Source organism: Aeromonas sp. ASNIH4 (assembly GCF_002934425.1).
Taxonomy (GTDB): domain Bacteria; phylum Pseudomonadota; class Gammaproteobacteria; order Enterobacterales; family Aeromonadaceae; genus Aeromonas; species Aeromonas hydrophila.
This window is the reverse complement of the sequence record NZ_CP026217.1, coordinates 973374-996187: the sequence shown is the minus strand read 5'-3', so window position 1 is coordinate 996187 and position 22814 is coordinate 973374. Positions and strand designations below refer to the sequence as shown.

22 protein-coding genes are annotated in these 22814 nt (G+C 57.0%); 2 read left to right on the top strand and 20 right to left on the bottom strand.

All coding sequences use genetic code 11. The features are described from left to right. From qatD to C2U40_RS04680, 13 genes are all read right to left on the bottom strand, one after another. The gene (qatD, locus tag C2U40_RS04740; protein WP_076342820.1) at nt 1-738 is read right to left on the bottom strand and encodes a Qat anti-phage system TatD family nuclease QatD; all 738 of its coding nucleotides are present in this window, start codon (nt 736-738) and stop codon (nt 1-3) included. After that, nucleotides 738-1205: a hypothetical protein gene (locus C2U40_RS26970; RefSeq protein WP_146054347.1), complete on the bottom strand. Its 468-nt coding sequence runs from the start codon at nt 1203-1205 to the stop codon at nt 738-740. Before C2U40_RS26970 ends, qatD begins: the two co-directional genes overlap by 1 nt. A gap of 72 nt (nt 1206-1277) precedes the next feature. Then, nucleotides 1278-2234, bottom strand: coding sequence for an IS1595 family transposase (locus tag C2U40_RS04730; RefSeq protein WP_103826989.1), 957 nt, complete (start codon nt 2232-2234; stop codon nt 1278-1280). An 81-nt stretch (nt 2235-2315) separates the two neighbouring features. Then, nucleotides 2316-3056 carry a hypothetical protein gene (locus C2U40_RS04725; RefSeq protein ID WP_233768822.1) on the bottom strand — a complete coding sequence of 247 codons (741 nt, stop codon included), beginning with the start codon at nt 3054-3056 and terminating at the stop codon, nt 2316-2318. Then, nucleotides 3053-3916 carry a hypothetical protein gene (locus C2U40_RS04720; protein ID WP_054286761.1) on the bottom strand — a complete coding sequence of 288 codons (864 nt, stop codon included), beginning with the start codon at nt 3914-3916 and terminating at the stop codon, nt 3053-3055. Before C2U40_RS04720 ends, C2U40_RS04725 begins: the two co-directional genes overlap by 4 nt. Further along, nucleotides 3916-5757 carry a KAP family P-loop NTPase fold protein gene (locus C2U40_RS04715; RefSeq protein ID WP_103826988.1) on the bottom strand — a complete coding sequence of 614 codons (1842 nt, stop codon included), beginning with the start codon at nt 5755-5757 and terminating at the stop codon, nt 3916-3918. The genes C2U40_RS04720 and C2U40_RS04715 overlap by 1 nt, the downstream gene beginning before the upstream one ends. A gap of 25 nt (nt 5758-5782) precedes the next feature. Continuing rightward, entirely contained in the window at nt 5783-8881 is a 3099-nt protein-coding gene (locus C2U40_RS04710; protein ID WP_103826987.1) for an HsdR family type I site-specific deoxyribonuclease, read from the bottom strand. Further along, nucleotides 8874-10190, bottom strand: coding sequence for an AAA family ATPase (locus C2U40_RS04705; protein WP_103826986.1), 1317 nt, complete (start codon nt 10188-10190; stop codon nt 8874-8876). Before C2U40_RS04705 ends, C2U40_RS04710 begins: the two co-directional genes overlap by 8 nt. Before the next feature lies 1 nt (nt 10191). Continuing rightward, on the bottom strand, nt 10192-11346 hold the full coding sequence (locus tag C2U40_RS04700) for a restriction endonuclease subunit S (protein ID WP_103826985.1): 1155 nt from the start codon (nt 11344-11346) through the stop codon (nt 10192-10194). Continuing rightward, the gene (locus C2U40_RS04695) at nt 11343-12902 is read right to left on the bottom strand and encodes a type I restriction-modification system subunit M (RefSeq protein ID WP_103826984.1); all 1560 of its coding nucleotides are present in this window, start codon (nt 12900-12902) and stop codon (nt 11343-11345) included. The genes C2U40_RS04700 and C2U40_RS04695 overlap by 4 nt, the downstream gene beginning before the upstream one ends. Nucleotides 12903-13117: 215 nt before the next feature. After that, nucleotides 13118-14749, bottom strand: a complete 1632-nt coding sequence (locus tag C2U40_RS04690; protein ID WP_199773237.1) for an ATP-binding protein — start codon at nt 14747-14749, stop codon at nt 13118-13120. Between the two features lie 28 nt (nt 14750-14777). Beyond that, nucleotides 14778-14984, bottom strand: a complete 207-nt coding sequence (locus C2U40_RS04685) for a helix-turn-helix domain-containing protein (protein ID WP_103826982.1) — start codon at nt 14982-14984, stop codon at nt 14778-14780. 607 nt (nt 14985-15591) lie between these two features. After that, complete coding sequence (locus C2U40_RS04680; protein WP_103826981.1) at nt 15592-16329, bottom strand: hypothetical protein; 738 nt, start codon at nt 16327-16329, stop codon at nt 15592-15594. A 129-nt stretch (nt 16330-16458) separates the two neighbouring features. Here C2U40_RS04680 and C2U40_RS04675 point away from each other — a divergent pair, with 129 nt between their 5' ends. Next, nucleotides 16459-18033, top strand: coding sequence for an AAA family ATPase (locus tag C2U40_RS04675; protein ID WP_103826980.1), 1575 nt, complete (start codon nt 16459-16461; stop codon nt 18031-18033). A gap of 6 nt (nt 18034-18039) precedes the next feature. Here the strand turns inward: C2U40_RS04675 and C2U40_RS04670 are convergent, their stop codons facing one another. From C2U40_RS04670 to C2U40_RS04650, 5 genes are read right to left on the bottom strand one after another with little or no spacing between them, the layout of a single operon-like run. Beyond that, entirely contained in the window at nt 18040-18309 is a 270-nt protein-coding gene (locus tag C2U40_RS04670; protein WP_017936950.1) for a hypothetical protein, read from the bottom strand. After that, the gene (locus C2U40_RS04665) at nt 18296-18772 is read right to left on the bottom strand and encodes a putative molybdenum carrier protein (RefSeq protein ID WP_023446985.1); all 477 of its coding nucleotides are present in this window, start codon (nt 18770-18772) and stop codon (nt 18296-18298) included. The genes C2U40_RS04670 and C2U40_RS04665 overlap by 14 nt, the downstream gene beginning before the upstream one ends. Next, on the bottom strand, nt 18769-19185 hold the full coding sequence (locus C2U40_RS04660; RefSeq protein WP_043218884.1) for a hypothetical protein: 417 nt from the start codon (nt 19183-19185) through the stop codon (nt 18769-18771). The genes C2U40_RS04665 and C2U40_RS04660 overlap by 4 nt, the downstream gene beginning before the upstream one ends. After that, on the bottom strand, nt 19182-19826 hold the full coding sequence (locus tag C2U40_RS04655) for a hypothetical protein (protein ID WP_046720606.1): 645 nt from the start codon (nt 19824-19826) through the stop codon (nt 19182-19184). The genes C2U40_RS04660 and C2U40_RS04655 overlap by 4 nt, the downstream gene beginning before the upstream one ends. A 17-nt stretch (nt 19827-19843) precedes the next feature. Next, the gene (locus tag C2U40_RS04650; protein ID WP_054286751.1) at nt 19844-20500 is read right to left on the bottom strand and encodes a hypothetical protein; all 657 of its coding nucleotides are present in this window, start codon (nt 20498-20500) and stop codon (nt 19844-19846) included. A gap of 142 nt (nt 20501-20642) precedes the next feature. Here C2U40_RS04650 and C2U40_RS04645 point away from each other — a divergent pair, with 142 nt between their 5' ends. Continuing rightward, a complete protein-coding gene (locus tag C2U40_RS04645; protein ID WP_103826979.1) occupies nt 20643-20882 on the top strand; it encodes a helix-turn-helix domain-containing protein in 240 nt (79 codons plus the stop codon). A 454-nt stretch (nt 20883-21336) separates the two neighbouring features. Here C2U40_RS04645 and C2U40_RS04640 read toward each other — a convergent pair whose 3' ends face one another. Both C2U40_RS04640 and C2U40_RS04635 read right to left on the bottom strand, forming a co-directional pair. After that, on the bottom strand, nt 21337-22359 hold the full coding sequence (locus C2U40_RS04640) for a replication protein RepA (protein WP_054286749.1): 1023 nt from the start codon (nt 22357-22359) through the stop codon (nt 21337-21339). Nucleotides 22360-22397: 38 nt separating this feature from the next. Further along, nucleotides 22398-22610 carry a helix-turn-helix transcriptional regulator gene (locus C2U40_RS04635; RefSeq protein WP_017245590.1) on the bottom strand — a complete coding sequence of 71 codons (213 nt, stop codon included), beginning with the start codon at nt 22608-22610 and terminating at the stop codon, nt 22398-22400. Nucleotides 22611-22814 lie beyond the last annotated feature (204 nt).

Below are 22814 nucleotides of genomic sequence, written 5' to 3'. Positions count from 1 at the left end.
TTAGTATTGCCGTATTAGTCTCAAAAGACGATGAGAGTTTTCGCTCAGCAAAATTGCTGCTTCCTGGGTGGAAATGCCCCATGCTTGTCCTAGGTGCCTAGCTGTGAGGTCTGCGCTCCAGGGTGGAACTGGCTTGTCATCGACCTGTGCAAACGGGCCGTCACTTTCGGGAACAACAAAGTGCCGCGGTAGCTTCGCCGCCAAAGCCCGGCCACTACTCGATGCAAATGCGGCTGGCCCGATGCTGAACCAACAGCCTCGCTCTTCCGCAGCTCGCAGCTCCTTCACCGTCCCTGTGAACCAGTGCATTACTGCGGTCCCAAATCCGGCATGTCGATCCAAAACAGCCAATACGTCATTTACAGCTTGGCGTGAATGAATGCTGAGCACACGACCGCCCAGTGCCGAGCTACGTTCAATGATGGCCTCAAATAGGCCGCGCTGAATATCGTAGCTCTTGCGGTAGCGAAACGAGCCATCAAGGCCCACTTCGCCAACGGCTGCGACATCGCCCATTTGCGTCAACAGAAGATCGAGCTCGCCAGCACGCTCGTGCGCAATCTCTGGATGAAGTCCAGGGGTGATAAGTACATTCGCTGCGCCGGTGAGCACTCGCGCAGTCGCAACAAAGGCCTTGGGGCTGGTAGTCACCAGCCATGTGAATTCATTCTTTTGCGCAGCTTCCTTGAATACCTCGCCAGCGTTCGGATAGAGGTCAAGGTGGCAGTGGAAATCCATCACAGTAGACCATCTCTCTGTAGCAAGGTTTCAAGCTCATTCAGGCCATTAGCAAGTACGTTCCTGTATGCCAGCCTGGCAGCTGGCTCGGCAAATGCCAGAGAGGCTCCCAAGAATCGGTCCAAGCCCTTTTGCCGGGCCGTGAGTACGGCAAGGGCTGCGGCCATCGCATCATCAGGCCCGCTAGCCTTGCCTGCATTTGCCAATGAGGGGTGTACGTACTCAGTTGTATCGCGAGCAGGGTCCCAGGCGATAAAAGCGGCTTTGCGAATCATGCAAGGAACACACCGGCCGCAGTGCTTTCGGTTGTAGGTGCGAAAACGGCCGCAACTCGTGGAGTCCGCCGCCAACTGCTGAAGCAGAGGCTGGTTGAGACACTCGTTGAGCATCTGGCCTTTGGTTTTGAACTGATAGGGAAGTTCAAGCCGAACAGGCACATCCAATCCGTCCAACACGCTCTGCAACATTGCGATGAACTGCGGGTGCGTGGTCCGGGTGCTCAAACTAGAGACGCGTCCTGGCACCAAAGGCGGACCTGATTAGAAACGTGCCTCAGCATGCGACCTGACCGTCTTTTCCTTGATGGGCTTTGCTCTCACGACGTCGACGATGAGACTTGCGACCAGACCACGCAGATCGAAGCGGCGGTTGAACCTGTAGGCGAAGCCAGCAAGGTAGTGCTCGGCGTACTTGCGGTAGTTCAGGGCATGGAAGGCTCCGGCCAACGTGGTCTTGAGATTGCCCAGCACGGTGTTGACCCACTTGAAGCTGGGCAGGTCGCGCGGCTTGAGGGAGCCGACCACCATCGGGAGGTGAAGGCAACCGGCATCGGCCACCGCACTGAAGCAGGCCAAACCATCGCTGTGCACGCTGGTGCCCGGTGCCAGATTGGACTTGGCCCACTTGCTGATCGCTTCAGAGGTGAACCCTCTGACCACATTGAGCTTGATGAACATCGGATGCCCGTGATCATTGACCGAGACAGCCGCGACAAAGGGGACCTTGTTCTCGGAGCCCCGACCGACTTTGCCGCCTGTGCGCTCGCCTCCGAGGTAAGCGTCATCGAGTTGCACCGTGCCGCTGAGTTGGTGGGTGGCGTCTTGCGAGGCCATGGCCCGGTTGATCTTCTGATGCAACAGCCAGGCAGTGGGATAGCTCACGCCAAGCTGACGCTTGAGCGCCAGGGCAGACAGGCCGGTTTTGGCCTGACTGATGAGGTAGATGGCCAAGAACCAGGTCGTCAGGGGCAGTTTGGTGTGTGCCATGAGACTGCCTGCGGTCAGGGAGGTCTGATGCCGACAGCCATTGCACTGGAAGAGCTTACGGACACCGTGGCCGACCACATAGTGATCACTGCTGGAGCAGCGCGGACAGCGAAATCCCTCAGGCCAGCGCGCGGCCTTGATCGCTTCGGCGCACTGTGCCTCGGTGCCAAAGCTACGAAGGAATTCCGGAATCGACATGCCGTGCTGGAACTGAATCTGGTTGAAGGCCATGGTGCTCACCCCACTGTAAGAAGACCACAGATTAGTGAGTCACAAGCTCATGGGGTGAGCCTCGCTGAGGCAGGTTTCTAATCAGGAAGGCGGATTGATGCAAATGAATCCATTTTCTGGAACAAACACCTGGACAGGATCGGCGGCAACCCGCGAGGCAGCCAGCACCGCGAACGCGTAAAAGGCCAGAGACCGAGCGCGCGTTGAAGTCTCACGTTGGCCGCTAAAGCTGATGCCATGGCTCCATTGCCAGTGAGACCCCACCCCGCCAAGCTGCGCTGCGTAATTCCTCTGACGCTGAGAATCCTCATGGGCCAGCTGCGACACAAACATCGGGCGGCGACCTTGTGCAACGAGGTTTATCCCCCCGATGAGGCTATCGAGGCCGCCTGATAGCAGGGACACGCAGTCGTGCGCAATCGCGACGGGCCTGCCATCCGGTGGCGCTGCTCCGCCAGCTACGAAATGGAGCTTCCAGTAGTCGCCAGTGAGAACCTTGAGAAGTGCTTCAAGTTGTTCTTGGAAAGGCAGCCAGCGCAGTGGCTCATGCAGGCCGACAGTGAGCTCAATCACGCGCGTCCAGCCATCCGCACTCGTGCTTCGAAGACAGGCCAAGTCGGCGGCGCAAACTGCTAGGCAGAACTGAACGAAGTCCCAGACCTGAGCGCTCGGTGCGAACCCGCGCCGCTTCAACGAACCTCGCCATCCTTTCGCGATGGTGCCAACCCCAGGGCGTCGGGCGCTCTTGAAGTAGGTAAATGCGAGTTCTCCAGCATCGAGGCGCGCAGGCAAGAAGTCAGGTGTTGTACATAGAACTTTCATTCGACAAATACCTCAAGGGTTGAGGCCAAGACTTCACTGGCAAGTCGTTGATGGTCAATCCCGCGTGGTCCTTGTCGGTCAAGAACCACCTTGACTTGCGCGTTGACATATTCCTTGATGTCGTTCCGATACAGCTGGATTTGCCGCGCGTCGAACTTAAGCTTCTCGTATGTTTGACCCAGTTGCAGGTCAACGCGATTACATAGGTCGTTGGCGACGATGTAGCCGATGAGGTCGCCGATTTGTGCATCTGTCAGATTGAAGATGTCGACTTCAGGGGCTACCTCATACAGCTGACCAAGCGCTTCTGCCGCAGCGTTCCGAATGGATTCTTCGTCGACACTTCCTGTGTTCGGAAGAACTTCTTTGACCACCTCCAGGACGAGGTCGTTTGCTGAAAGGTTCTGGGCGCGAACCCGATGGACCCAGTCGACAACTCGTGGGTCCGTGGCATCCCGTGCGGACGCAAGAAATTGCCCCAGTTGGCCGGCCCCCTGAGCCGTCGCTCTCATGGTGGCCGCTGCTCGTCGCGGGCCGCCCATTCCCTTGCTGACCATGCTCTTGGTCGCACTGCGCAAAGCTTCGCGCCCCCCGCCACCAAGGAATGCCGACATGCCAGAACGGGCTGGAGCAAAGCGGCGGTCAGGCGCTAGCGCAGGCCCGGTCACATCACCGTCTTCACCGCCAGCCGCGTCGCCCTGCCCGTCAGCGTTGGCGTCGTTGGCATCAGCTGTAGGAGGGCCTTCGCCATCACCAGGCGCAGGACTGTCTCCGCCATTGCCGCCTTCGGGCGGCGACAGCCACTCAGGATCAAATGGGGAGCGGGAGCCACCACCTTTGCTTGATGTTGACGTTCCCATCAGCGCGCACCTTTCCTGGCTTGTTCAATGGCTTGCTTGACCGGTCTGGAAGCATCACCGGAGGCATGCCACTGATCGAGCATAGGGCGAGCCCACGTCTGCTCATAAAGGAGAGGGACGAGCCCTGGACCGACCTCCTTGATGGGCGCCTGGGCCAGCAAGGCGGCGGCCTTTGCACCAAGGTCAGGAAAGATCTTGGAGATTTCCAGCAATGGCACAACATCTTCGGTTTGTCGCCAGTTTCGCTTTGGTGACTTCAGCTGCCACACCTTGGCCATTACCGCGTCAGCCTGACTCATTCCAGCTGCTCGAATTGCCTGTGTCAGCGGCTCATTTGCGCTGGTCGCAACCATCAGCGCATCCCGCAAAGCACGGCCTTCGGTCGTCAAGCTGTCGTCACCGAAGTCCCGCATCGCGGAGTCCCTGCTCAGGTGGAGCAATGGGCGCAGGTCCATTTCGCCGAGCGCAGGCGCAAGCCCAAGCCACTCCCTATGGAAGAACTCATCCTTGAAGGGCTCAGGCAAGGCTCCACCTTCTCGGGCGGCCTGTTCAGCCAGTCGAATGGCATCAACACGTCCTTCCGTCGCGGAAGTGACCCGGCCTGCAAGTGCGTTTGCCAAGGCTTCGTCGCAGCGCTCCAACAGGTGCCATTTGGCCAAAGCCTTGAGGTCCAATTCAATCCCCTGAGGCTTGGCCAAGGCTGACCGCAGAAAGACAGTGTTGAGGAACCGCTTCATCAGGCGCGGATTGGCGTTTACCTTGCTCGAACTCGTGAGCAGCGGTGCCAACCCCTCAGCCAATTCCATCAGCTCGACCAAGTGAGCGTTCTGAGGGTTGATGAGGCCCTTCAAAAATTCCAGCGTCACCGCATCACCGCGCCAACTGGTCTTGAGGCGTTCAGAGACGGCCTGAATGGCTCGTGACAACTGATCGTCGACAAACTGCCCTTCGGCCACTGCCCGCTCCAGCAGCAACAGTGCCAGGTAGGCCTTTGCTTCATTCACACCTAGCCTTGGCACATGCAGCGGGACCTGGATAAGCTTGTCGAAGTAGTTCGTCGCAACCTCATCGCTGATGCCCGTCCCCGCAAAGTGCACTCGCACAGCACCTCGGATGAACTCGTTGTCGGCAGCGACAACAAACGCGCTGCGTTTCAGGAACAGCAGCAGGCGAATGGACTCAAGTGTCGAAATGGCCGTCTGCGGGAGACAACGATCAAGGTCGTCCACGAACACGACAAGGGTAATCTTCAGCTCCTCCAGAAGCTCCTCAAGTGCGTCTCGAAATGCCTGAATTTCGCCTGGTAGAGAGACCGGCTCGGCAGGCTTCAGTACCCCCCAATCCTCATCCTTCTCGGCCCGGTCGTCGCCAGCCTCTCCCTGTTCGTCGCTCAAGCCAAACTTTGCGAGCGCACGTCCAATCAAGCCAATCGGAATGCCTGTGGCGATCGTTGCCGCCGCTTCGCCCCCGAGTTGAACAACTCGCAACAGATTGATGCGCTGAAGAAGCCTTTTGGCTTTCTTCACCAGTCCCTCGTCAGCGGCAGCTCGGCGCAACACTTCATCACCGACCATTTGAAGAAGAGCACTACGTGCGCCCTCGAAGTCCTGATACAGCCAAGGATTGAAGGTGACCACCACGTACGTATTCTTGTCGGGATCTGCGTCGACGTTCAGCCGTGACGCGACCATGCGTACCAATGAGGATTTCCCAACGCCCCAGCCGCCGGATACGCCAATAGAAATGGGCTGGCCGTTGGCCTGCTGCAGAAGCTTTGCGCAGGCATCCGCAACGACGCCGAAATTCAAGTAGTCCGTGGTTGTTTCGTTGTCATGCCACATGTTCTCCTCCCTGATAATCGAGTGCTTATAGTTGCCCGCCTACACCCTTGAACTTCTCAACAAAGGCAGCGATCTTCTGGAAGACAGTCTGCTTCTTGGTCAGGAATTGCGGGTTCAATGGGCTCATCTTAGGCAGAACCGCATTGAGCTCCGTGCCATTCTCGGTGGCGAACTCGCGCTTCAGTGAGTTGGTGATATAGCGCTTGGCGGCTTCTGCGTTCAGGCCCTCGTCGCTAATCAGCTCTGCAGCCTCTCGCTGCTGTTCCGCTTGAGCGAAAGTGAAGAAGGCCTCAATTACGCTGGCCTTGTCGCCGATCTGGTCCAAATCGGTCTGGTTGATGAAGTCCACCACCAGACTTTCTTTCGCGCGGTTGCCCAGGCTGGCGCGAATCACACGCCGCACTTCATCCACCAGCTCAGACTTGCTCTTGGTCTTCTTGTTGTGCTCGAAAATCAGTTCCAGGATGTAGTCCAGGTTGATCTCTTGCGACTTCAGCAGGTCCACCTCAAAGACCACGTCATCCCAGTCGATGGTGGACTTCTCTTTCTCGGCCCCCGCCTTCTCCCGGCGTAGCCAGTCGCGCACGTCGTTGTAGGTCGAGCGATAGTCCTGAACCTTCCGCTCGGGCGGGAGCGTGATGGCTTGCAGCGCGGTCAGGTCTTCGTCACTCAGGTAGTGCTTGGCCTTGAATGTCTCAACTGCGGCAGGGTCGGCCAGATCGACGCTTTGCAACTCCTTCAAGCTGGCAAATTCGTCATAGTTCTGCAGCACGTTCTCGACGCGTAGGTATTCGCCGAACAGCTTGGCGAAGGCCTTCTTGTCCGACTCCTTCTCAATGGCGGCCGGGTCAGGGAAGCGGGCTTCCAGTTCCTGCACCACATCCATGAAGCCCCGCCGCGCCTCACCGGTGGCCGCATCGGTGAAGCCTTCCATGTACTCCTTGTAGCTCTTCTCCAGCACCACGTTCTTGGTGTTCTTGTCACCGAACAGAGTGATGGCGTCGATGGTTGCCTGCTCCAGGTCGCGGAAGGTGACGATGTTGCCGAAGGTCTTGGTGGCGTCGAAGATGCGATTGGTACGTGAGTAGGCCTGCATCAGCCCGTGATAACGCAGGTTCTTGTCGACAAACAGCGTGTTGAGCGTGGGGGCATCAAAGCCGGTCAGGAACATACCCACCACGATGAGCAGGTCGATTTCCTTGGCCTTCACCTGTTTAGCCAGGTCTCGGTAGTAGTTCTGGAAGCCATTGCTATCCACGCTGAAGTTGGTCTTGAACAGCGCGTTGTAGTCGGCGATGGCCGCGCTCAGGAACTCCTTGGCGCTGCTGTTCATGGCCGAGACATCAAAGCTCTCGTCCTGGATGTCGCCAATCGCGTCCTGCTCTTCGTTGGCGGCAAACGAGAAGATGGTCGCCACTTTCAGCGGCTTGTCGCTGCTCTTCTGCAACTCGCGGAAGCACTCGTAGTACAGTTTGGCGGCATCCACACTGCTGACCGCAAACATAGCGTTAAAGCCCTTGTTGCCCGCGTGCAGGCGGTGGGTCTTTTGCCGGAAGTTGTTCAGGATGTACTGGGTGATCTCGCGGATGCGATCCGGGTGCAGCAGGGCCTGCTTGTTCTCTGCCGCACTCAGCTTCTTCTCGTCCTGCTCAGTCTCGATGGCCTTGAACTGCGGGCGAACGTCGTTGTAGTCCACCTTGAACTTCAACACCTTCTCGTCGCGGATGGCATCCGTGATCACATACGAGTGCAGCTCACGGCCGAACACGCTGGCCGTGGTCTCAGCGCCCAATGCGTTCTCAGGGAAGATAGGCGTGCCGGTGAAGCCGAACTGGCAGAACTTCTTGAACTTCTTCTTCAGGTTCTTCTGGGCTTCGCCAAACTGACTGCGGTGGCACTCATCGAAGATGAAGACCACCTGCTTGCCGTAGATGGGCAAGTCGGCCTCGCTCTTCATCAGGTTGTTGAGCTTCTGGATGGTGGTGACGACGATCTTGTTGTTGTCCTTGTCCAGATTGCGCTTCAGGCCTGCCGTGCTGTCCGAGCCATTCACGCTGTCCGGAGAAAAGCGCTGGTACTCCTTCATGGTCTGGTAGTCCAGATCCTTGCGGTCCACCACGAAGAACACCTTGTCGATGAAGTCCAGCTCCGTGGCTAGGCGCGCCGCCTTGAAGCTGGTCAGCGTCTTACCGCTACCGGTGGTGTGCCAGATGAAGCCGCCGCTTTCCGTCTTGCTCCAGTTTTTGGCCTGATGGCTGCTCTTGATCTTCCACAGAATGCGTTCCGTGGCCGCGATCTGGTAGGGCCGCATCACCAGCAGCGTGTTGCTGACGTCAAACACTGAGTAATGCAGCAGCACGTTGAGCAACGTGTGTTTCTGGAAGAAGGTGGCCGTGAAGTCCTTCAGGTCCTTGATCAGCGTGTTGTCCGCCTTCGCCCAGTTCATGGTGAAGTCGAAGCTGTTCTTGTTGCGCTGCGTGGTGTTGGCGAAGTAGCGGCTGTCGGTGCCGTTCGAGATCACAAACAGCTGCAAATACTTGAACAAGGATTGATCGCTGTTGAAGCTCTCCTTGCTGTAACGGTGCACTTGGTTGAAGGCCTCGCGGATGGCCACACCGCGCTTCTTCAGTTCCACCTGTACCAGCGGCAGACCATTGACCAGGATCGTCACGTCATAACGATTGGCGTGGCTGCCCGTCTGCTCAAACTGCTTGATCACCTGCACCTTGTTGCGGGTGATGGTTTTCTTGTCCAGCAGGTAGATGTTCTGGATGCGCCCGTCGTCAAAGACAAAATCGTGGATGTAGTCGTCGTGAATCTTGCGGGTCTTCTCGACGATGCCATCGCTGGGCTTGTCCAGCCACGACTCGACGAATCGCAGCCATTCGGCCTCGGTAAACTGAACGGCGTTGAGCGCCTGCAGCTGCACACGCACGTTGGCCAGCAGCTCGGCGGGAGTCTTGATCGATGAGGCGAACTCATAGCCCTGGTTGACCAGATCCTGGATCAGCTCACGCTCCAGATCGCTTTCGCTTTGGTAGCTCTCGGCGACCTTCCACTCGCGGCTGTACTGGTCGAGGACGATGAAGTTCTTGGACTCGGCGATGGCCTTGTACTCAAACATTCTCAGCCTCTTGCTTTTTGAAGCGGTAGGTTTCGCTCAAAAACAATACCAGTTGAGCAAGCCTTTCCTTATCAGAGTCCTCGATCTCAGTAACTTCTTCACCCGCATGCGCAGAATGACTAGACAAGTTCAAGATTCTGTTTGCAAATGGATCCGGGAGACCGCCTGCTGTCTTTTCAAGTAGATCTTCCCACCGCGAATATCCAAGGAAAGTGGCGGTCTTTTCGAGAATATTTCTCAAGAAATTGAAGTGAAATTTTCTAATCTGATTAGCACTTATCGCCGCCCTCAACTCCGACAACAAAAATAAGTGATAAGAAAATGGGTGGTCATTAGAGGCAAGCAATTCAAAGCCACCATCTGACTTCTTCTGAAGCCGATATTTTTCGGACTGATCGCGCTTGTAGAGCTTTTTCGAGGTTCCGTCCGGATTGGTCCTCTTTAAATCATTACTCAACTCATTGAATAATACGTTGTAGAAAAGAGGGCTGTGCGTTGTAATGACGAATCTCAGCCCTTTGCCGTCTACATAACGACTACTTTTAATCAGGCCAGCCAGATCAACTGCGAGCGCGATAAGATGACTATCGTCCAGGGAGCTAACTGGGTCGTCAATGAAGACATATTCAAGGTTGTTGAATTCATTGGTGACCCTATCCTCCTCTTTGGACTCATCCAGTGTGGCAACCACTTGCTGGAGAAGAGTAAAGAAGATGCTCCAGATAAAATTGCTCTCTTCACCCTTTGATATCTTTATGGCTTTGTATTGCCCCTGGACTACAAGTGGCTCGCCATTTGCGGAATCGGCACCGTAGTTGACGCCGTTGGGAGCGCTGGCAGCCACCTGAAAAACAATTTCTGAAAAGGCTGGAAGGGTGATTTCCACCTCCTTGCCATTGAAGTCCTTGGCTTTCTTCTTGTATTCTGCGTTAAAGACGGGGCTTGCATTGCTGGCGGTATATCTTTGAAAATTTGCAGCAATATTTGCATCCTCGCCCAACTCTTTGAGTAAAGCAATGAGCCAGTCTGTGAAGGTGTTCGGTTGAATTTTCAACTTTGGCTCAGAATCGGCCTCCAAATCGTTGTCCCAATAGAACAAATCTTCAGTAAAGGCGCTGTAGTAAAGTATCTTATTGCGCGGAGGCTCTGCTTCGCCGACGTTATCCCCCTCATTATTTTTAGGGGCAATACGTTCCTTGAACGCACGGGAGAGTCGTGTTTTTCCTGATCCATTGAAGGCATAGATCAGTTGCACCTTTTTGTTAGCGTCGTTTAGTTGCTTGGCGATGTCTTCTAGTTTGCTGCTCACCTTATACCTCCACCCTCTCTGATTTTGGAAAGCTCAACAGTAGGTTGCGGTAATGTTCATATTGCTTTTGGCGCAATTCAATTTCTCGCGGCAAACCATCGCTGATAGAGCCAGTCAAGGCGTCGAATTTATCTAAAATTTCTACGATTCGCTTTTTGTCTTCTGGAGATGGATTCGGGATGCGAATGCTTTCAAGACTCTTCTTATTAAGCTTTGGCTGAGCTGCCCCCGAGATATAGGGCGTCAAGTCGATACTATTCAAGTAGTACTCAACGTATTTGCGCTCAGCATACGTTTTGAATTTCAGTACGTGGGCGTGATTGTTAACCCAGCTCTTCCCGCTGATGCTAAAAGCGATTGGCGTGTTTCTTGCCAACAAATTTGCACCATCTTCGGAAATCAGCAAAAGGTCGCAATCAAAGATGTAGTCTTTAACATAGTCAACAATTCCTGACGCTCCGTAATATGGAATATCACCTGGCTCTCTTAGTCCGCTCGTGATTGGCTTTCGCATTGAATCGAGATTTTCTGCAAGAGTCCCAAGCACCTCCCACTCCACATCCCCCTCTTCAAAACTCAACAACCGGCCGCGATAGTAGTTGTATTGTTTTTTGCGGGCGGTAAGCTCGGCGGTAAGCTCGGCGGTAAGCTCGGCGGTAAGCTCGGTGAAGGCATCCAGAATGCGGGCGATTTCGGCCTGGATTTCAAGCGATTTTTTGGGGTTGTCGGGGCACGGAATGGGGATTTCGAGCTTTTCAACTACGGCTATTGATAAGCGCGGAATGCTTGCCCTGCGAACCTGAGATGAAATCTCATGCCGCTTAGTCAAAAGAAAGTGATACAGATATTTGCTGTTAACAGCTTTTGATTCCGGGAAGAAATAGACATCATCTGCTGCCCAGAATGCAGCATCGCTAAAACCAATTTCACCCGCAGCTCCTGCGACAACTACAAAGCATGCCCCTGCTTGCGTATTACTTTCATGGTAGTAGCCAAGCGGCTTCATGCTGTTTTGATAAACCGCATAACTGCCGGCTTCTTCCAATTGGCTTTTGACAAGTCTTCTTCCTCGCTGAGGTGAAATCAACTGACCCACCTCGACCCACTTAACCTCAACGCCACCCAGCAGCATTTCCAAGAAATCCACGTCGCTCATGCCTCCAGCTCCTCGCCTTCAATTTCAGCGACGATGGCATCAATACCCCTGCGAAGCTGGTCGATCCTGGCCACAGTGGTTTTCAGTTCGGCGTTGAGCTGAGCAATATCCACCACTTCGCGGGTATCGCGCGCTTCGATATAGCTGCTGACCGACAGGTTGTAGTCATTGGCCGCCACTTGCTCCAAGGGCACGGACTTGGCGAAGTGATCGACGTTTTCCTTGCTGTCGAACACGGCCATGATTTGCTCGATATGCGACTCCAGCAGGACGTTGTTATTGGTTTCTTTTTTGAATAGCCCGCTGGCATCGATGAACTGAGTCGTCGTGTCTTTCTTGTTTTTCGCCAGCACCAGAATGTTCACCGCGATGGTGGTGCCGTAAAACAGGTTGGGCGCGAGCGAGATCACGGTTTCGACGTAGTTGTTATCCACCAGATACTGGCGGATTTTCTGCTCAGCCCCGCCCCGGTAGAAGATGCCGGGAAAGCAGACAATCGCAGCGCGGCCTTTGCTGGAGAGGTAGTTGAGCGCGTGCAATACAAAGGCAAAGTCGGCCTTGGACTTGGGCGCGAGAACACCGGCCGGGGCAAATCGTTCGTCGTTGATCAGCGTAGGGTCATCGCTGCCGATCCATTTCACCGAATACGGCGGATTGGAGACGATGGCATCAAATGGCCGGTCGTCAGCGAAATGCGGCTCCTCCAACGTGTTGCCCAACTGGATGTTGAACTTGTCGTAGTTCACGTTGTGCAAGAACATGTTCATCCGCGCCAGGTTGTACGTGGTGTGGTTGATTTCTTGCCCGAAGAAGCCGTCTTCGATGATGTGCGCGTCAAAGTGCTTTTTGGCCTGCAGCAACAGCGAGCCCGAGCCGCAGGCCGGGTCGTAAATCTTGTTGACGCTGGTTTGCTTGTGCATGGCCAGCTGTGCGATCAGCTTGGACACATGCTGCGGCGTGAAAAACTCGCCGCCCGACTTGCCTGCGTTGGCTGCGTAGTTGGAGATCAGGAACTCGTAGGCATCGCCGAACAGATCGATGTGGCTGGCATCGAAGCCGCCAAAGTCCAGCTCAGCCACGCGTTTGAGCACTTTGGAAAGACGATCGTTCTTGTCTTTGACGGTGTTGCCAAGGCGGTTGCTGGTGGTATCGAAATCAGCAAACAGGCCTTTAATGTCGCGCTCGGAGGGGTAGCCGTTGGCGGAGGCTTCGATGGCGGCAAAGATGTTGGCCAGATCGGTATTCAGGCTCTCGTTGGTGTTGGCGTTGGCCGCGACGTTAACGAACAGCTGGCTGGGGTAGATGAAGTAGCCCTTGGTCTTGATGGCGTCATCTTTGGCAGCCGCGATGTTCGGATCACTGTCTGCCATGGCGGCGTAATTGACAGCAGGGTCACCGCCGGTGATGTAGTCGACGAAGTTCTCGCTGATGAAGCGATAGAACAGGGTTCCCAGCACGTATTGCTTGAAGTCCCAACCATCGACGGCACCGCGGACGTCATTGGCAATATCCCAGATCTTGCGCTGTAGGGCTGCGCGTTGTTCATTGCTTGTCATTTTAAAGTCCTGTTTCGATTCGTTGAGCCCTGCTCAGGCGCAATGCTTGAGCAGGAGTAAATGGGTTGTTACGGCAATAGGGCCGCGTTCTATCTCCCGGCCTTCTTCGCCTTGGGTCGATAGAAATCCTCGATTCTTCAGGCGGTCACCAACATATCGCCCGGCTTCTATCGCCCACCTATCGACGATAGTGCGCAGGTTGTCCGATAGGCTGCTCATGCCAGCGCCCAGTAGCGCCGCCAGCGCTTGTTACCCTCAAAGCGGACTTCCCCGCGCTCGATCAGCTCTTCCAGCGCGCGCTTGACTTGCTTGGGATGGATTTCGCCGCCGACGCGCTGATGGATGTCGCTGATGGCCGACCTGGGGTAGCGCTGCAGGTCTTCCAGTACCAGCGCGGCCAAGCGGTGCGGCTCAATGCGCTTGAGTGTGGTCTCGCCGGTGAACTGGAGGCTGCGCAGCAAGCTGGGGTCAACAAAATAGCGTGTTGCCTGGGTACGCCCGGCGCTTTGCACCAACTGCCAATCCAGCAGACGCTTAAGCCAGGGCTGCAATGCTTCAACCGATGGCAGCTCAAGCGACGTTGCCAGCTCGCGTGCCGTCAGGGCATCGTGTTGCGCCAACAGGCCCAATGCGATCCGCTCGCGCTGCGTGAGCTGATAGGTCTGGTCCGCTTTCGCAATGAAGTCGATGATCTCGGGCTTGAGAATGCGGCGGCGCACTGTAACCTGCACGCGGTCGTGGGTCTCGATCAACTCGGGAGCCGGGCGGCCTTGCGAGAGCAGCACTTCGAAGATCTTGTCGAAGCCGCTGCCTTCCCGCTCCATCAGCTTCAAGTCATGGAACAGGCGTGCCAGGTGTTCGTTGCGGCGTACCGTAGTGTGGAGCACGTTCTGCGGCGAGACGCCCAGCGGTAGCGGTCCAGGGTTGACCACTTCCAGCCGGTCTGGATGCAGGTTCAAGAAGATGTCACCGCGCTGGGTGTAAGGACGGTGTACCAACGCGTTGACCAACAATTCGCGCACCACGATTTCATCGAAGGCGGGCACGTTCTGGCGGTACAGGCCATCGGGTAGTTCGTAGCGCTCGCGAAAGTCAGGCACCTCCTGCCAGACCGCTTCGATCAATTCCATCGGGCTTTGCGTGTGGTCGTCCCAGACCAGCTTGTTGACCTTCTGTCCGTGCTCGTCGTACTTGATGAACTGGATGACCGGAGCGGTGGTCAGTTGAGCGCGATGATGCTGGCGACCGAGACTGAGCACGCCCAGATTGGTGAGGTTCGGCCCTTGTGCGAGCTGATAGTGATCGAGCAACTCATCGTCAGACTTCTCTTTCACGGACGGCTTGACGCGATCCGATGCGCGCAAGGCTTCGAGCAGCTTGTCGCGTTTGACAGGATCAATTTCGGTACGTGGAACATGCAAGGTGGTTTGCGTTTCCCATGGCAATGCGGAACGCTCGCTGGCGAGGCGCATAACGTCATCACCCGTCACGGGCTTGCTTTGATCGGCCACGCGCAGGAAGTAGCGGCCGTCCGTGGTGGACGCAACGGCCATGGCGCGCGGAATTCGCAATTCGATGTATTGGCCGCCATTCGGGGCGATGGTGACATCCGGCAGCACCGTCACGTTGACCGTGCGCTCTGCCAACTTGCGGCGCAATGTGTCAGGCAAGTCTGGAGGGACGCGCTGGTCGGCTGGGGGTTCGCTCTGCCCATCCTCAATTCCAAGCAGCAGGCTGCCACCCGTTGCATTGGCAAAGGCAATGCAATCCTTAGCAATTTCGTTCCAGTCCGCCGTCTTGCCAGTCACGGCCCGCAAGGACTTTTGGTCAAGGAGTTGCCCTTCCAAGCTCACGCGTCACCTTCCCCTGCTGGATTCATTTTTGTTCGCTCCCATCGCCCGATTCTTCATCGGCACCTCCAGCTCGTACCCACTCATCCACTTCCGAGAGCTGGAACTTCCACAGCCGCCCTACGCGGTGCGCGGGCAGACCCTTGCGCTCGCGCCAGCGGTACACGGTGTCCTTGGCCACGCCCAAGTGCTGGGAGACGTGCTCGGCGGTAACCCACGGTTCTGTGCTCATGTCGATGGCGCTCGAAGGTTGCAGTTGAAAGTCGTCTTAAGTCGTTTGGAGTCTATCATTTGAATGCTGCGGAAGCAGCAAGATTGTTCTTGGCTACTGCCCTTGTGAGTTGAATGTGGTAACAAGGGGCGCAGTGCCGCACTGTCACCACCATGGTGACACGCTGCCACCACAAGGTGACCACATTGTCGCCACCATCCTTGCCACTCTTTCAACACATTGTTCGCACAAGGTTGCCACGTTGTTGCCAACATGCCGCCACACTGTTTACACAGTCGGCCGGCAGCCCGATCTGATCGCACAGATATTTTTTGCTGGTCACAAAGCGCCATGCCCCGTTACTCCCTCGTCTGGGCACAAGATAAGCAATAACAGTCGCGGGATTTGGAATGTACGTTCGCGGATGTTGGAATGTACGTAATCGAAAATGAGGTTTCGGTGCCTGACCATGTGCCCGAACAGCAGAGCGTTGGAAAGAACGCAACGCACAATCAGTATGTACGCAAGCCGAAATAGGGAGTAACGGGGCATGTGACCATGCCAAAAGTCATGCGATCAGCGCCGCAGGATCTGGAAACCCGGCGACTGGAAACAGCACATTTTTTGCTTACCCAATTGGCGGCATGTCCGCATTGCCGCCGCTGCGGAAATGGGCGTCAACCACGCGGGCGATGTCAGCAGGCTGGGCTCCTGCGTTGAATGCAAAACGCAGCGCCTGTTCCAGTTGTTGCCAGCCCTGCGCTGAAGAGACATTACTGCCTAATGTTTCGGTTAGACGGAACATCAGCCCTTCCAGCAGTTCTTCGTCACCCACGTCCGCTGCGGCCTGCTCCGCCAGCGCCAAGAGGACGTTGTGTGCTGATGCCAACGAGTCGATTGGCACCCCGGCCAATGCTGCAGGGGTGGTGATGACACGATCCACCCTGACGACTGTCGCCAAATCAAGGGCTTGATCGACGCCCGGCTCGATCTCCATGCGGATCAGCGCATCGCCAGCCAACAGAAAGCGGGTCTTGATAAGCCCCGGCTGCTCATCCTGAAACAACCACACCGACTGCTTGTCGGCCAGCAGCTTGCCTAGCACGAGCTTGCTGTCATCCAGTGCCCCACGATCCTGCCACTGGTGCAACACGTCGGTACGCAGGCGCCCGCCTTCCACACCGAGGTGGTGCAACAGGCCGACGAGTCGTTTGGCGGAGATCACCTGCTCCTTGCCACGTAGCCAGACCGAGAGGTTGGCAGTGCGGATACCGGTGGCTTCAGCGATCCGCCCCAGCGTTTCCCCGCGCAGTCGTATCAAGGCGGCAGCAAAGGCTGGCAATTGTTCGTTGGCAAGGGTTGGCATGTCGGGCCCTGTGAATTCACTGTAAATCACTATAAGACTTATTGGCCGACAAGACGAGCGCGCGGAGTTTGGCGATTCGTGTAAATTGGCGTTATAGTAAATTATAGTTAGATGTTTTGAGAGGCCATCATGCGCAAGCCGAAGCAAATCCGTCCGTTGCGCCTGCGGGAATACGAAGCTGCCATTACTGCGCTCAAGGAGCAGCATCCCTGGCTTGCCCGGCAGATCGTCGAACCCGCGCCGGGGCATCTGGCTTTGGTAGCACATCTGTTTGCCCAGGTGGAATGCCTGCTGCCGCCCACAGTGCTCGCACTCAAGGGCTCACTGTCGGTGAGTTGCAACCGGGATCGCCTGGTCATTCATTACCAGCCGCCGCGACGCCACAGCGAACGTGCAGCGGCAGTGTTCGATCTGATTGCCCAGACCAAGCACCTTTCGCTGCAACAATGCCCCGTCTGCGGCGCACAGGTTATCGGGGACGGCATCCGTCCCCAGCGCTGCCCGCAACATGACGGCATCCAAGGGTTGTTTGCCGAAGAAGTGCGCCGCAGCCGCCAGCTCATCGTCGAACAGGGGGTACAGCAGGTGGTGCACGATCTGGGCAAGGTGACGACCGAAGATGTACGCGCCGCCATAGCGGTTGAAGATGAGCCCGTCCCAAGTGAGGCCAAACCGGAGCAGGTTCAGGAGCAGCCGACAGAAACCGCTAAATCAATGCCCTTGCCGAGCATCGTCTTTCTCGATGAAGCTGGGCTGGAGGCGTTCGTGGATCGCCACCGACCGAAAGGCGACGACAAGTTCAAGCGCGCGCAGGCGATGGCGGAGCGGATAAAGCGAGCGGGACATGGTAGCCGCCAGCTGGGCCTGCTGCCCTCGGACTGGAAAACCCTTCTGGATGAGTTCGCGCTGGCTTTTCCAAACTTCCATGAACTGGCCGAGCTGATGCGTGATCACTTCGCCTTGTCCAGTCTCGGCGATGGCCGGGTGTCCTGGCCTGCCGTGTTGCTGGTCGGCCCGGCGGGCATTGGTAAAACCGAGGCGGCACGCTGGCTGGCCGATCAGCTCGTGCTGCCGTTTCGGGTCTTCGATATGGCGAGCACGCAATCGAGTTCGCCGCTCGCAGGTTCCGAATCGTTCTGGAGCAATTCCGAGCCAGGCCAGCTTTTCGAGCTGCTGGCCTACCAGCCGCTGGCTAACCCGGTGGTGGTGCTCGATGAGCTGGATAAGGCCAGCAACGGGCGACCGCAATACGATCCGCTGGCGGCGCTCTATACCTTGCTGGAACCGCGCAGTGCGCGGAATTTCATCGACCTGTCGATCCGTGATTTCTCCATCGACGCCAGTCATGTCAATTGGATGGCGACCGCGAATGAGCTGGAAGCGATTCCAGGGCCGCTGCGCTCACGGCTGACAGTGCTGCACATTCAACCGCCCAAGCCGGAGCAGGTCAGAAGCATTGCGCAGTCGATCTACAACCGGCTCCGCGACGAGTCCAGCTGGGGCACAGCTTTTGCCGATCGACTGGGTGATGATGTCCTGTCCCGTCTGCAAGCCTTGCCGCCGCGCAGTGTGCGTCTGGTTCTGCAGCGGGCCTTGGGCTCGGCAGCTCGTGATGACCGAGGAGTCGTCCAGGTGCAAGACATCAGGCCGCTGGTGGAGATCAGCCGCCGTGGCGTTGGCTTTGTCAGCGAGGGATGGAATTGAGGTTGCTCAGCGTTGTCCGGATAGCCAGGCCGCACCGGCGGCCAGTGCATCGGCCTCGCTGGGGTAAGTGGTCGATGGGCCGCTGATGATGCAGGGCTTGGTTTCGCCGTCGCCTTCCACCGTCCACAGCTCCCAGGTTCCGTCATTTTTCCAGCTAGGGATGGCGGTGTAGGGTTTGTCTTTCAGCGCAGCCAGCGCGGCATCCACTTCGGGACGGATCTGCAACTCACCCGAGTAGATATAGGGTGTCGCGCAGCGGGCATCAGATCGGCTCATGTTCCTTGCTCCAAAAAAGCTCCAGTAGTGCGCTCGCCTGCAGGTAGATACCGGGGTTGCGTGCTTCACTCGGGCCAGCAATGTTGAGAATAGCGACGGGATGGCTAAGCAACCAGTCTTGCCATGCCGCCAACAGCTCTTCTGCAGGGTCATGCAAATCGCACAGCAGTAGCGGCTTGCCGTGTCCCGTCGCCAGATCGCGAGTGAGCAGGCTGCCACCTTCGATCCTGTCCCGGTAAATGATCAGTGTGGCATCAGCGTCCAGCACATTGCGTTTGGTGCGCTGGCGATAACCGCTGGATTCGGTCTCCATCAACTGGTAGCGAGCATCCAGTACGCCATCAGCGGCCCGTCGGCCTGCCGGGCACCAGCCGCCGTGCGGAATCTGCCGGGCAATGGCGAAATCCAGCGCCGCCCGGTCTACGCCGGTCTGGCCGCCGGAGAGGATGCGCTGAATGCTCACCCTTGCCCCGTTGCGGCGACCGTGCAAGTCACTTGAACCTCTGCGCTGGGCTGATCTGCCGAGAGCTGGCCGATGCGCCCGCGCTGGCTGGCAAGCTTCAGTTGCTTGCGCACCTGTTCCAGGCTGCGCTTTTCGATCACTGCGGTATAGCTCGCACCCAATTCACCATCCGGGTCGATGAACAGCTCGATACGCGTCACCGGCAACCCGAACACTGTGAAGCTGCGTGCCGGTGTCAGCGACCAACTGCCGGGAGCATTGGGCGCAATGCCGTCCAGTACGTGCAACGGCAAGGCTTGACGGCATTCCACGGCGGCGACGATGGCTGGCTCGATCCGCAACCAGTGGTTGAGGTCTGGGGCAGTGCCATCCATCAGCATCACTGGCATGGCCGCCAGCAGCAACGCTTTCATCCCTTGATGTTCCTGATCCAGAAGCGGCGGTCATCGACCGTGAAGTTGGGGTCATAGCCGACCAGCGTCAACAGTGAACCGACATAGTAAAGGCCGAACTGATTCATCAGCCAGCGTTCCATCGCTGGGTCGCCGGGCAACTTACTGTACGGTGGGATTGGGCCGTCGCTGCGAACCTGACCACTGGTTTTTCCGGAGATGGAAAAGCTCTTCCAGGTCAGCACGAAATTGTTCGACTGTTTCGGCAACTCCGGTGCGCAAAGCGACAGATTGCTGAAGCGCTCGGAGCGCTTGGCGTCGTGCCAGAGCACTGCGTCAAAGTGAATGCAATCGCTGGCTTTGAGCGTGAGGCTGCGGGTCAGCGTCATCTGATCAGCCGGAATTTGCAGATTGCTGATCACCACCTTGGGCCACTCCGGGGCGCGACCGTCGGTAGACAGATTGTGGCGCAAGGCGTTATGCAGTGGAGTGCCCAGCAAGCTGTTGCGACTTGCCGCGCTTGCGGGCGTAGCCGCTTGCGACAGACTGGTTCCAATGGAGTGTCCTAGTCCGTTCAGGGAATCCAACGCCCCCTGCATGTCGGTTGTGGCGCAGCCCGTCAATACAAAAGGCAGAAGCAGCAAGCTCCGGTAGTGTTTCATCGCAGTTCCTCGCGAGGTTATCCGTTGAAGAGGGTATTGAGCCGGGCGCACCAGGTTTCCGCCGCCCGACGGCTCATGGGAAAACTGAGCACTGGTCGTTGCGGATCGGCGGTTTGCAGCTCGATGGCGAAGTTTTTGGCGCGTACCGTGCGCTCGAAGGTCGGCACGCTCATGCCGCTGGCGTTGACCTGACGGCTGCCGCCGTTCATCTCCATGCTCTCGACCTCGCGCCAGGTCATCCGCCAACCAAGCAGCCAGGAGAAGTCGTGGATTCGCCAGGTTTCATCCACGATTGAACAGACAGCCAGTTTGCGATGCTGCCGGTCAAACACCAGAAAGGCCGGCGCGGGGTAGCCCAAGAGTTGTCCAGCATCGAATGACAGGCCCTGCTGGGCGTTGATTTTGGCGACAAGGGCCTGACAGCGAGCCTGCAAACGTGCCAGAAAGCGGAAGGACAGCGTGAAGATCGCCAGCGAAATCAGCAGATAGAGCATCAGCTCACTGGTCAGCAGCCCCCACAGCGACGTCTGTGACAGGCGCGCAGGCCCTATGCCGAACATCGCCAGTACAAGAATCAGCGCAAAACCAGCGGCAGCCAGTCCTGAAAGCCCAGCCACCGGAACAGCAAGCCCCGCAGCCGCCCCCATCCCTGCAGTCTTCCAGACGCTTGCCATACGTCACCGCCTCCCCATTGTTACTCATAGAGGTCATTTTAGTGATTAAGGGCCTAGTTGTCACTTATAGAGCGTGCTCATATAGAGCGTGGCCTTATATGGCGGGCACTCATAGATTCTTTCTTTTTGAAAAGAGAGAGATATGGCCCTTGATCCGCGAGTGCGCTTTGGCCTGAAGCTGATTGAAATACGGAAGACCAAAGGGTGGTCACAAGAGCGCCTGGCGTTGGAGAGCGGCTTGGCCCGTAGCTATTTGGGTGGGGTTGAGCGCGGCCAGCGCAACATCGCGCTGCTCAACATCTTCAAGCTGGCCGAAGCGCTGGAAGTGGAGCCTTCGGTACTGCTGGAGGCGCCTACAGCTGGACAGGAGGCAGCACCGTAACATCGTAGCGCTACGTTATCGTAACGTTACGATGTCATCTGACAGGGGGCGAGTTGCCCCGGCAGGCCTGTCGATAGCATGTTGAGAAAACCGACGCCAAGTAGTCCTGTTTTTTGAGTAACGAGTAGCCGCGCAGCGACCGGAGGGAGCGAAGGATTTTCCACAGCCGCAGGGCGGTAGCTACTAGGTATTTATAAATACTAGGAAAAACCTAAAAGCAGAACTACTAGAGGCGACCTCTCCTCCTGGCTGAATCGCCATCCCAGCGGGGCTTACAGGCGACCTCACACGTTGATCTTGACTAGCGATGTCACGTAAAACGGCTAGTGATGTCACGTACCGATGACTAGCGATGTCACGTGGACAATTTACAGAAGTGGCACCAAAGCCAGCTCTGGCAAGGGTTTCCGTCTTGCTAGTGATGTCACGTGGACAGCCCGAAAAGCCCACAGGCTTATCCCCTCCTCTTGGTCGCTGCGATATGCAGGCGTGCAGGGGTGAGGATCAGGCAATCTTTCGTTTCCTCGATGTGGTTCCGAGCCTCGGGATAGAACAGCAGCGCTTCGTTTAGCCGGAGGCGGAAATTGGTCTTGAAGTTGGCCAGCCCCTTGGGAGTATTCGCATAGCCAGAGCCGAACTGCATCATCAGGCCAGTCCATGGCACGTGAACAAGCCGTTTGCCTCCTTTGCTTGCCCCAACGTTCAAAGTGAACATGCGGTAGACCAGCCATGTGTAGATGTCCATCGCCAGAGGCGACTTTATGAGCGCACGTAGTGCCTCCATCTTGAGTGGCACGGGGGCGCTGATCAGACGTTTAAAAAAGTCTGTGCTCAAGGTGATCGAGCTTTCCCATGCCCCTCGTCGCACCGTATCGCGAGAGCTCCAGAAGACGAACGCCTCCTCCGCGATGAGGATGTTTCTGACGTGCAGCGCATCGCCATCTGCACCACCGACGGTAATCATCGAATGCACCAGCCGCAAGCTCTGGTCACGCACTCGCGCGATGTACCGGCCATCATTGTGCAGATCAAGACTTTGCAAGAATGCCGCCTGGGAACGCCCAAGCGATAGATCGGGACTACCGGTGCGAACGGCTTCAGTACACATCCACGCCAGCAGCAGGCGCGGCAGCCCGCCATACGGTACGCCATAGTCGGGGTTGGCTACGATGGAAAGGCTCAGCTTGCCCGTGCCGCGTTTGAAATGGTTGGTCTTGGGGTCTGTATGAGGAAGTGTGGCCTGCGCCAGAAAGTGTGCGATGTAGCCTGTAGCGCCTGCGTTGCGGGCCTGCTCGATCTCCAGCTCCACAGCTTCGTCGATCAAGTGGCGTACCCGTGGAGTCAATGCATGGGCGGCGTCGTGCTGCTCCGCCTGTTTCGTCACTTCGGCAGCTTTCTGCTTGATCCACGGCAGCGGATCGCGCTTGGGCGTGGCTTCTGCCAAGCCAGTGTCCAGCAAACTGCCCATGCTGCGCATCGTCGAATCCTGACCTTTGACCTGCGAGATCGCGGCGATCAGGGATGGACAGCGTTGTTGCTGGCGGTACGGGCGGCTGCGGCCTTCTGTCCGAGCCAGGTATCAATTTCGTGTTCCAGCCATCCGACAACCCGCTTGTTGATCTGGATGCATACTGGGAATGTCGGATCATCGCGTGTGATCCGCCAGAGCGTTACGTCATTGATGCCGCCAAGCTTTTCGCAGACGGCCTTGCGGCGTAGAATTTTCATCGTCCCCACCTCCTGCACATTGAAAGTCGATGCAGGAAGTTTCAGGCGACGACCCGGCAGCGGTCACGGATTCCCAGAAGGGAATTTTTGCAGCAAAAAATCCGACGGCAGCGATGCGGGACAGGCAAGCGATGCGCGGACCTCGCTCCGGGTAGCAGCGGCTAAAGTGTATATGGAAGTGACTACAAGATGAGTGATAGCAGA

What these genes read in the sequence shown, in the direction of transcription:
- qatD (WP_076342820.1), bottom strand. Translation starts at nt 738, where the DNA reads ATGGATTTCCACTGCCACCTTGACCTCTATCCGAACGCTGGCGAGGTA.
- C2U40_RS26970 (WP_146054347.1), bottom strand. Translation starts at nt 1,205, where the DNA reads ATGTTGCAGAGCGTGTTGGACGGATTGGATGTGCCTGTTCGGCTTGAA.
- C2U40_RS04730 (WP_103826989.1), bottom strand. Translation starts at nt 2,234, where the DNA reads ATGGCCTTCAACCAGATTCAGTTCCAGCACGGCATGTCGATTCCGGAA.
- C2U40_RS04725 (WP_233768822.1), bottom strand. Translation starts at nt 3,056, where the DNA reads ATGAAAGTTCTATGTACAACACCTGACTTCTTGCCTGCGCGCCTCGAT.
- C2U40_RS04720 (WP_054286761.1), bottom strand. Translation starts at nt 3,916, where the DNA reads ATGGGAACGTCAACATCAAGCAAAGGTGGTGGCTCCCGCTCCCCATTT.
- C2U40_RS04715 (WP_103826988.1), bottom strand. Translation starts at nt 5,757, where the DNA reads ATGTGGCATGACAACGAAACAACCACGGACTACTTGAATTTCGGCGTC.
- C2U40_RS04710 (WP_103826987.1), bottom strand. Translation starts at nt 8,881, where the DNA reads ATGTTTGAGTACAAGGCCATCGCCGAGTCCAAGAACTTCATCGTCCTC.
- C2U40_RS04700 (WP_103826985.1), bottom strand. Translation starts at nt 11,346, where the DNA reads ATGAGCGACGTGGATTTCTTGGAAATGCTGCTGGGTGGCGTTGAGGTT.
- C2U40_RS04695 (WP_103826984.1), bottom strand. Translation starts at nt 12,902, where the DNA reads ATGACAAGCAATGAACAACGCGCAGCCCTACAGCGCAAGATCTGGGAT.
- C2U40_RS04685 (WP_103826982.1), bottom strand. Translation starts at nt 14,984, where the DNA reads ATGAGCACAGAACCGTGGGTTACCGCCGAGCACGTCTCCCAGCACTTG.
- C2U40_RS04680 (WP_103826981.1), bottom strand. Translation starts at nt 16,329, where the DNA reads ATGCCAACCCTTGCCAACGAACAATTGCCAGCCTTTGCTGCCGCCTTG.
- C2U40_RS04675 (WP_103826980.1), top strand. Translation starts at nt 16,459, where the DNA reads ATGCGCAAGCCGAAGCAAATCCGTCCGTTGCGCCTGCGGGAATACGAA.
- C2U40_RS04670 (WP_017936950.1), bottom strand. Translation starts at nt 18,309, where the DNA reads ATGAGCCGATCTGATGCCCGCTGCGCGACACCCTATATCTACTCGGGT.
- C2U40_RS04660 (WP_043218884.1), bottom strand. Translation starts at nt 19,185, where the DNA reads ATGAAAGCGTTGCTGCTGGCGGCCATGCCAGTGATGCTGATGGATGGC.
- C2U40_RS04655 (WP_046720606.1), bottom strand. Translation starts at nt 19,826, where the DNA reads ATGAAACACTACCGGAGCTTGCTGCTTCTGCCTTTTGTATTGACGGGC.
- C2U40_RS04650 (WP_054286751.1), bottom strand. Translation starts at nt 20,500, where the DNA reads ATGGCAAGCGTCTGGAAGACTGCAGGGATGGGGGCGGCTGCGGGGCTT.
- C2U40_RS04645 (WP_103826979.1), top strand. Translation starts at nt 20,643, where the DNA reads ATGGCCCTTGATCCGCGAGTGCGCTTTGGCCTGAAGCTGATTGAAATA.
- C2U40_RS04640 (WP_054286749.1), bottom strand. Translation starts at nt 22,359, where the DNA reads ATGCGCAGCATGGGCAGTTTGCTGGACACTGGCTTGGCAGAAGCCACG.
- C2U40_RS04635 (WP_017245590.1), bottom strand. Translation starts at nt 22,610, where the DNA reads ATGAAAATTCTACGCCGCAAGGCCGTCTGCGAAAAGCTTGGCGGCATC.